The sequence below is a fragment of the Promicromonospora sp. NPDC057488 genome (assembly GCF_042802395.1).
Taxonomy (GTDB): domain Bacteria; phylum Actinomycetota; class Actinomycetes; order Actinomycetales; family Cellulomonadaceae; genus Promicromonospora.
Genome location: NZ_JBHVEG010000071.1, coordinates 22,321 through 30,204, shown reverse-complemented (window position 1 = coordinate 30,204; position 7,884 = coordinate 22,321). Strand labels below are relative to the sequence as shown.

7 protein-coding genes are annotated in these 7,884 nt (G+C 74.9%); all 7 read right to left on the bottom strand.

Features of this window, described 5'->3' with window-relative positions; genetic code table 11:
* Positions 1–46: 46 nt before the first annotated feature.
* Positions 47–1,225 carry a non-hydrolyzing UDP-N-acetylglucosamine 2-epimerase gene (gene wecB / locus ACFU5G_RS15895; RefSeq protein WP_377246391.1) on the bottom strand — a complete coding sequence of 393 codons (1,179 nt, stop codon included), beginning with the start codon at positions 1,223–1,225 and terminating at the stop codon, positions 47–49.
* A 112-nt stretch (positions 1,226–1,337) separates the two neighbouring features.
* A complete protein-coding gene (locus ACFU5G_RS15890) occupies positions 1,338–2,807 on the bottom strand; it encodes a hypothetical protein (protein WP_377246388.1) in 1,470 nt (489 codons plus the stop codon).
* Entirely contained in the window at positions 2,804–4,141 is a 1,338-nt protein-coding gene (locus ACFU5G_RS15885) for a glycosyltransferase (protein ID WP_377246385.1), read from the bottom strand. Before ACFU5G_RS15885 ends, ACFU5G_RS15890 begins: the two co-directional genes overlap by 4 nt.
* A complete protein-coding gene (locus tag ACFU5G_RS15880) occupies positions 4,138–4,734 on the bottom strand; it encodes an archaeosortase/exosortase family protein (protein ID WP_377246382.1) in 597 nt (198 codons plus the stop codon). Before ACFU5G_RS15880 ends, ACFU5G_RS15885 begins: the two co-directional genes overlap by 4 nt.
* Positions 4,731–4,916 (bottom strand): hypothetical protein, encoded by a 186-nt coding sequence (locus tag ACFU5G_RS15875; RefSeq protein ID WP_377246379.1) that lies wholly within the window; start codon positions 4,914–4,916, stop codon positions 4,731–4,733. Before ACFU5G_RS15875 ends, ACFU5G_RS15880 begins: the two co-directional genes overlap by 4 nt.
* A 101-nt stretch (positions 4,917–5,017) precedes the next feature.
* Entirely contained in the window at positions 5,018–6,988 is a 1,971-nt protein-coding gene (locus ACFU5G_RS15870; RefSeq protein WP_377246376.1) for an acyltransferase family protein, read from the bottom strand.
* 150 nt (positions 6,989–7,138) lie between these two features.
* The gene (locus ACFU5G_RS15865; RefSeq protein WP_377246373.1) at positions 7,139–7,822 is read right to left on the bottom strand and encodes a hypothetical protein; all 684 of its coding nucleotides are present in this window, start codon (positions 7,820–7,822) and stop codon (positions 7,139–7,141) included.
* Positions 7,823–7,884: the final 62 nt, after the last annotated feature.

Genomic DNA, 7,884 nt, shown 5'->3' with positions numbered 1-7,884 from the left:
GCCTCCCAGCAGGTCGGGCCCCCGTGCCGGCTGGGGGTGCGGCTGGTCAGCGGGCGAGCGCCGCCGCGGTCCAGGCGTCGGCGTCGGCGGTGCGCCGGCCGGCGAGCATGCTCTCGATGACGTCGACCACGCGTCCGGCCGCGTGGCCGTCGCCGAACGGGCTGGGGGCCGAGGCCATGCGCCGGTGCAGCTCGCGGTTGGTGAGCAGGGCGCCCAGCGTGTCGGCGATCTGCCCCGCGTCGGTCCCGACCAGCACCCCGCCGCCGGCGTCGACGAGCTCGGGGCGTTCGGTGGTGTTCCGGGTGATCACGACGGGGACGTCGAACGCGGGCGCCTCCTCCTGGATGCCGCCCGAGTCGGTGACCACCACGCTGGTGCGCGACAGCACCCGGCAGAACTCGGCGTAGGGCAGCGGCTCGGTCAGCCGGACGTTGGGCGTGTCCAGGACCGCCGGCACGATCGCCTCGCGCACGATCGGGTTGCCGTGCAGGGGGAGCACGAACAGCACGTCCGGGAACAGCTCGGCCACCTGCACGACCGCGGCGGCGATCTGGGCGATCCCGTCGTCCCAGGACTCGCGGCGGTGCGCCGTCACGAGCACAACGCGCCGGCCGATCTTGAGCGCGGTGTCGACCACGGGGTCGCTGATCCGCACCGGACGGGACGCCGTGTGCATCAGGGCGTCGATCACGGTGTTGCCCGTGACGGTGACGTCGTGCTCGGGGACGCGCTCCAGGTGGAGGTTCCGGGCCGCACGCGCCGTCGGCGCGCAGTGCCGGGTGGCGATCGCGCTGATGAACCTGCGGTTGCCCTCCTCGGGGAACGGCGAGTAGACGTCGCCGGTGCGCAGGCCCGCCTCGACGTGCACCACGGGGATCTGCCGGTGGTAGGCGGTCAGCGCCCCGGCGAACGCGGTGGTGGTGTCTCCCTGCACGACGACGGCGTCCACGGGGTGCGCGTCGAGGTACTCGCTGAAGCCGCGGATGGCGCCCACCAGCACGTCGTCGAGCGAGTAGCCGCGCCGGAGCAGCCCGAGATCGTGGTCGGGGACGATCTCGAAGAGGCGGTTGACCTGGTCGAGCATGCCCCGGTGCTGGCCGGAGGTGACCACGAGCGGCGCGTATCTGCCCCGGCGTTCGATCTCGTTGACGACCGGGGCGAGCTTGACGGCCTCGGGCCGCGTTCCGTAGAGCACTGCGATCTCGCGGCGAGCGGTGTGGTGCATAGCGCTTCTTTCTGCTCGGACATGGGGCTTCTGCTCGGACTTGGGGCCCGGGGATGGCCGGGCAACGTGACCGACGCAGCCGGGCACCGGTGGTGACGTGCGGGTTCGTGATTCAGGCGGAGGCGCGGGCGGCCTCGGGCCGGGCGGAGGCGTCCAGCGCGCGCGACGTGAGCCCGGCGGCCACCAGCAGGCACAGGGCGAGCAGCCCGGCGAGGCTGCCGACCACGACGTGCCGGCCGGCGTCGGTGGCCTCGGTGAGCGCGGTGCCGGCCACCTGGCTGACCGCGACGCCGAGCAGGAGCAGCGCGGCCGAGGCGAGCCGGCGGGCGTCCGCGCCGTGCACGGGCGAACGTGTGATCACGAGCGCCAGCCACGCGAGCACCGTCCCGAGGAGCACGGCCGCTGGCAGCCCGAAGGCGAGCAGCTGGCCCTGGCGGGACGAGAAGAGCGTGACCCCCCGCTCCTGCTCGCCGGGTCGCGCGGCGGCGGCGTCGTAGGAGCCGAGGTTCGCCGGCCGGCCCTCGCCCATGGCGCGCACCGCGTGGTCGAGCCGGTCGTACAGGACGGCCGGGTGGCTGAGCACGTAGCCCTGGACCCGCAGGGGGTCGGGGTCGACGTCGGGCCAGCGCTCCCAGCCCCGGATCGAGGCGGGGGACCAGACGGGGATGCCGAGGAACCGCTCGGCCTCGGCCGGCAGCCCCATGGCCGTCAGCTCGGGGCCGGGCCGGGCGGCGTCCGCCAGCACGCCGGTGCTCACGTAGTCCCAGGTGTCGTAGCGGCGCTGGGTGGGGTCCACGCCCGCGACGGCGCCGGCCGCGAGCGCGGTCAGCGCGACGGTGAGCGCCACGGGGGCGACCCAGCCGGTGGGTCCGCGGCGGCGTCCGCGGGTCCGGGTGCCGGCCCGGGCCCGCAGCAGCAGGGCGAGACCGAGCGGTACGACGGCGAGCGCGGTCACCGGCCCGGAGGACACGAGCACGGCGGCACCCAGGACGAGCGCCGCCCGGCCGGCCCACCGGGCGGGTCCGGCGGCGTCGAGCAGCAGCCACCCGATGACGGCCAGCAGCAGGCCCGCGATCCCGGTGGCCTGCGGGTACAGGCTGGCGGCGTACCCGGCGAAGGCGGAGTCGACGAGCAGCAGCCAGGTCAGCACGGTCGTGACGGCGCGCGCATGGCGGCGGCGCCGGGCGAGCGCCCCGACCAGGGCGGCGGTCACGGCCGCGAGCGCGCAGTACGCCACCACGGTGACGCGCAGGTCGAGGGCGCCCGCGCCGAGCGTCGTGGACACCAGGCGGGCGAGCAGCAGCCCGGCGTGCTGCGGCCACGGGGGCGGCGTCCCGGCGGTGCACGACGCGTCGCCGTCGGCCACGAAACGGAAGACCGCGAAGGCGAAGTACCGCGTCTCGTTGTCCGGTGCGACGCCGAGCCGGCAGGCCAGGCGGGCGCCGCTGCCGTCGTCCGCCAGGCCCACGGCGCGCGGCACGAGCATGCGGACCAGGCCCAGCGCGAACAGGACCGCGGCCCAGACGGCGGTCGGCACCCACGGGCGCGCGACGGCGGCGGCGGCCCGGCGGCGCCCCGTCACGAGGCGACCGCCGGGCTGGTCAGGGCGCGGGCCGGCTCGGGGGTCTCGCGCGTCCGGGCGGTCTTGGCCCAGGCGGTCTCGCCGCGCAGCACGCGGGCGAGCGCCTTCCAGGCGCACGCGAACGAGAGGTAGTTGGTCAGCACCATGTAGTTGCCCATGGCGAGGCCCCGCCACAGCCCCACCCGGCGGTCGCGGCGCCAGTACAGCACCCCGTTGAACACCGCGGGCGCAAACGCGAGCAGGTACCACGCGAGCACCACGACGGCCGTGGCGACGGGGGTCGAGGCGAAGTCCAGCAGGGCCGAACCGTTCAGGATCAGGTCGCCCAGGCAGATGTGGAACAGCACCGACCACGGCAGGGTCAGGATCCAGGGGGACAGGCAGTAGAACGACAGCTCCAGTGCCGCGACGTGCGACAGGTGGGGCGAGCGCCAGATCTCCGGCAGGCGCTTGATCGTCATCAGGTGGCCCTGGTACCAGCGCGTGCGCTGGCGCAGCAGCAGCGGCACCTTCTCGACCGCCTGCTGCTCGACGGCGGCGAACGGCGTCGTGGTCAGCTCCCAGCCGCGCAGGGCGAGCGTGATGGCGAGGTCGAGGTCCTCGGTCAGGGAGTCGGTCCACGGGCGCTCACCAGCCGAGTCGAGGGCGGACAGGCGGCTGAACTGCGCGTTGCCGCCCAGGCTCACGGTGCCCGTGGCCGATCGGCCGATCTGGGTCACGCTGGACGCGCCCCAGAACTCGAAGTCCTGGAACCGGGTCAGGAACGAGTCGCGGTTGCGGATGCGCACCTGGAGCTGGACGCCGCCCACGTGCGGTCGGTCGAACAGCGGCAGCACGTGGTCCAGGGCGCGCTCCGACAGCCGCCCGTCGGCGTCCATCACGCACACCACCACCTGGTCGGGGTGCTGCCCGCGGGCCGCGACCATCTCGCGCACCCGCGCCAGGCCGGCGTTCAGGGCCTCGCCCTTGCCCTGGCGCGCGTGCGGCAGGTCCCGGCGCACGACCTCCACCCGGGCGCCGCCGGCGGCCAGCGCGAGGGCGGCGGTGTCGTCGTCGGACCCGTCGTCGACGACGACCGTGGTGGTGCCCGGGTTGATCGTCAGGCCGGCCACCGTGCGGCCGATGACCGCGGCCTCGTCGAGGCACGGCACCAGGAAGTAGACGGCGAGCGCGGGCGCCCCGGCGGTAGGGCCGGTGCCGTACGCGGTGGCGCCCAGGTGGTCCAGGCGGGTGCCGGTGCGGCGGATCGCCTTGATGCCCGAGCCCACCAGGAGCACGAAGTAGGCCATCGAGGACGTGATGATCAGCGTGGCGACAAGACTGACGAGACTCACGGGCGGTCGGCCTCTCGGGGCAGCAGGGCGATGCGGGCGAACAGCAGGGCGCACAGGCACAGCGTGGCGATCATGAGGATCGAGCCGCCCACCGTGTGCGACCAGCCGAAGCCGGTCTCGCCCCAGTGCACGGTGGCCTCGGTGATCAGCACCATGCGCGCGGTGTTGACCACGACCAGGAGCACCACGGTGACCAGGCTCGCGACCAGCAGGCGGCCGGCGCGGGCTCGCCGCCAAAGCACGAGCAGCAGGGCGGTGGCGACGAGCACGCCGCCCACGAACCAGGCCGCCGAGCACTCCTCGGTGATGGTGAACCCGCCCCAGACCGGGACCGGGGTGGCCGCGGCCCGGTAGTAGAAGACGGCCTCGGGCGACGGCACCGAGGCCGGACGGCGCAGCACGTGCTCCAGCGTCCAGGCCGTCAGGTGCGCCTCGCCGTACCGGAAGCGGTCCATGCCCAGCACGACGGCGACGCCCAGCGCGGCGACCGGGATCGCCAGCACCGCGCGGAGCACCGCGCCCCCGAGGGAGGGGCGCGGTGCGACGCGGGCGGGCGGGCCGCCGTCGGCCAGGGTTGGCAGGGGTGCGGTCACCGTTCGCCCGCCGCCTCGGCGTGGCGGGCCGACCGGCTCGCGCGGAGCAGGATGAACCCGCCCACGACGCACGTCACGGCGGCGACGGCGAGCCACAGCCCGTCGAAGCCGGTCTGGGCGAGCGTGCCGGCGCCGACGACGCCGGTCGCGACGCCGCTGCCGATACCCGGGGTGTTGTACATGCGTGGTTCCTCTCGGTGCGCGGGCCGCGCGGGTCGCGGCCCTCCTCGTGGGACAGACGCAGCCGGCGGTCGGCGACGACGGTCCGGGTCTGTAGGCCGGGTCACGGGGTGCGCGACGGCGACTCGGTGCGCGACGGCGGGCCGGTGACGTCCTGGATGCTCGTGACCAGCCAGGGCGCGATCCAGCGCATGCCAGCGCGCGTGAAGTGCACGGTGTCGAGGTAGGCGGGCGCGCCCTCCGGCGTCTCCTGCCGGCAGGCCGTGTCCGTGCACACGAACCGGTCGAGCTCCAGCACGCTGACGACCGAGCGGTGCTCCGCGGCGAAGGCCCGCAACAGCTCGGTGTGGCAGGCGGCGTCCTCGGGCGTGGCGATGGGCGTGAACTCGCGGGACGTGGCCAGCAGCACGCGGCGCGGGGCGCCGTCCGCCGTCAGGATCTCCAGCGCGGCGGTGAGCTGGTCGCGGTACCGGGCGGCGTAGCCGGCCGAGCACGGGCGCAGCCACCGGCCGTCGACCCGCTGCTCGGCGCCGTCCCAGGCGAGGTTGACCAGCACGACGTCGGGCGCGGACTCCCGCACGGCGGACCGCCACCGGTCCTCCCAGGGCAGGCAGCCGGGTGCGGGCCCCTGCTCGACGGCGGTGGTGCGGCTCGTCTCCGGGCTGAAGACGCCGCAGCCGTTGAACGCGCCGTCCGTCACGGCGAACTCGTCGGCGGCGAACGTGGTCAGGGCGGTGGCGAAGTCGTGACCCAGCGAGTCGCCCAGCACCAGCACCCGGGTGCCGCCCGACCCCGACTCCTGCCGCACCAGCGTGGGCGAGACCACGAGCGCCGCGCAGACCGCGGCGGCGAGCAGCGCGAACGACGTGCCGCCCGCGCGGTTCCAGCGGCGCAGCCGCACCGGCTCGCCCACGATGTGGTGCAGGAACAGGGCGAGCACCGTGGACAGGGGGATGCCCACCAGCGCGACGACGGCGGGGCTGGGCGCCTCCAGGGTGCGCTGCAGCACCCAGAACACCGGCACGTGCACCAGGTACAGCGAGTAGGACGCCTTGCCGACCTCGACCAGCGGCGTCGTCATGAACACCCGGGCCACGGGGGTGTCCTCGCGGGTGAGCGACAGGATCAGGGCGGCGGCCAGCACGGCCACGACCGTCAGGCCGCCCTGCTCGTACAGCCACGGCGCCGCGTAGGTGTCGGTGCCGACCGAGACCAGCACGATCGCGGCCAGCAGCCCGAGCGAGACCAGCGTCGCCGCCAGGCGGGACAGACGCCGCCGCGGGTGCCCGTCGATGCGGCGCACGGGCAGGGACGCCGTCACCAGCGCGGCGCACGCGCCCACCATGAGCCCGACGCCGTGCGAGTGCGTGCCGAGGTAGAGCAGGTCGGCGTTGGCGCCGTCGTACTGGAGCATGGTGGTGACGGTCATGGCGACGGCGAGCAGCGCCGCCAGCCAGGCGATCGCGGCGCGCCGCCGTCGGGCGACGACCACGCACACCAGGGCCAGCAGCGGCGGCCAGATCAGGTAGAACTGCTCGGTCAGCGACAGCGACCACATGTGGGCCAGCGGCCCGGGCACGCCCATCGCGTCCCAGTACGACTCGCCGCGCGCGATCTGCTCCCAGTTGGCCACCTGCAGCAGCGAGGCCAGTCCCTGCTGCAGCACCCGGTCGGCCTCCTCGGGCCGGCCCAGCCGGGCCACCGCGATCCCGGTGGCGCCGAGCGTCACCAGCAGCGGCACCAGCAGGCGCTTGGCCCGGCGCCGGTAGAACTCGCCGAGCCGGATGCGGCCGCCGCGCGACTCCTCGCGCAGCAGCGTCAGCGTGATCAGGTAGCCGGACAGCACCATGAACAGGTCCACGCCGAACAGGCCGTTCTCGTAGAGGCCCGTGTGGTACATCAGCACCGACAGGACGGCCACGCCGCGCAGGCCGTCCACCGCCCGGAAGTAGACCGACGGCATGGGGGTGCGCCGGGGCTTGCTCGCCCGACCCTCGGGCGGCGGGGCGGGCGGCTGGTCCGGGGGCTGGTTCGGCGGGCCCGTCGTCGGGCGCGGGACGATCGCGGTGGTCACGGACCGTACTGACGGGGGCGGCGTGGGCCGGTGACGGTTGCCTGGCCGGCCGCTGGGACGCACGGCGCCCCGCCGCTCGTGGAGGAGAGCGACGGGGCGTCGTCTACGGGCCGAGGGGGTGGCTCACCCGTAGGTTCGTGGCGGACCCGGTCAGGCCTGCGTGGTGGTCACCGCCTCCTGCTCGGCGGCCCGCTTGCGGCGGACGCCGGCCAGGGCACCGGTGGCGAGCAGACCCGCGATCCCGAAGGCCGGGGCGACCATCGGGACGGCCGGTGCCTCGTCGGTGGTGATGTACAGGTCCCGGATGGTGCTCTGGCGGTTGCCGCCGCTGGTCCCGGTCAGGGCGATCTGGGTGACCGGACCGGTGGTGCGGAACGTCGAGCTGGTGTCGCCGTTGGTGTTGCCGTCCGCCGACGTGCCCTGAGCCCCGCGGTAGCAGAGCTGGCGGGTGTCCGCGTTCCAGGTGTTGTCCGGGTCGAGGCTGACCAGCTCGACGCCGGGGGAGAGCCGCACGCACTCTCGGGCCGTGCCGCTCCAGCCGTTCAGGTTGTGCACGTCGAACTCCGCGGTGACGGGCTGGTCGAACGTCATCGTGCGGGTCACGCCGTCGCGCACGTTGCCGTTGGTGCCGGTCACCCCGCCCCGGGCGGTCCAGCTGACACCGCTGGCGGTGGTGCCAGCATTGGAACCCCAGGGCACCGGCTCGGTCACCGGCGCCGCCGAGGCGGTCAGCGCGCCCGCGCCGAGCAGGAGCGAGGCACCGAGCCCGACGGCGGCCAGCCGCGAGCGCAGCTGCGCGCGGCCCGCCTTGATCTCGTGAGACGTGTTGCTCATGTGTGTGTCCCTTTCTGTGTGCGTCCGCGACGCTGAGGTACGGCGGTGTCGCGGCTTGCACA